A 246-nucleotide genomic window follows, 5' to 3' on the forward strand; every position below is an offset into this window, starting at 1 on the left:
GTGCGAACGCCATGGCGTCCGATTCCGGTTCGACTCAAATGTGCAGAACATCACTCCTCTGTCCGCGGGAGGTCTTCGGGTTGTGTCAACGATGGCCGATCAAGAGCAGGTCGATGAGTTCGATCAAGTCGTGATCTGTGCAGGTGTGGCAAGCCGTGGATTCGCGTCGATACTGGGTGACCATGTCAATGTTTATCCGGTGAAGGGATATTCAATTTCGGTCTATCTTGATGACGAGGAGAGCAG

At 53.3% G+C, this 246-nt stretch carries 1 protein-coding gene; it reads left to right on the forward strand.

Annotated features, from left to right (window positions below; translation table 11 throughout):
* On the forward strand, positions 1-246 hold a 246-nt coding region (locus SB717_RS38580), incomplete at both ends, for an FAD-dependent oxidoreductase (RefSeq protein ID WP_410908512.1).

Source organism: Priestia sp. SIMBA_032, from assembly GCF_046535215.1.
GTDB lineage: Bacteria > Bacillota > Bacilli > Bacillales > Bacillaceae_H > Priestia > Priestia aryabhattai.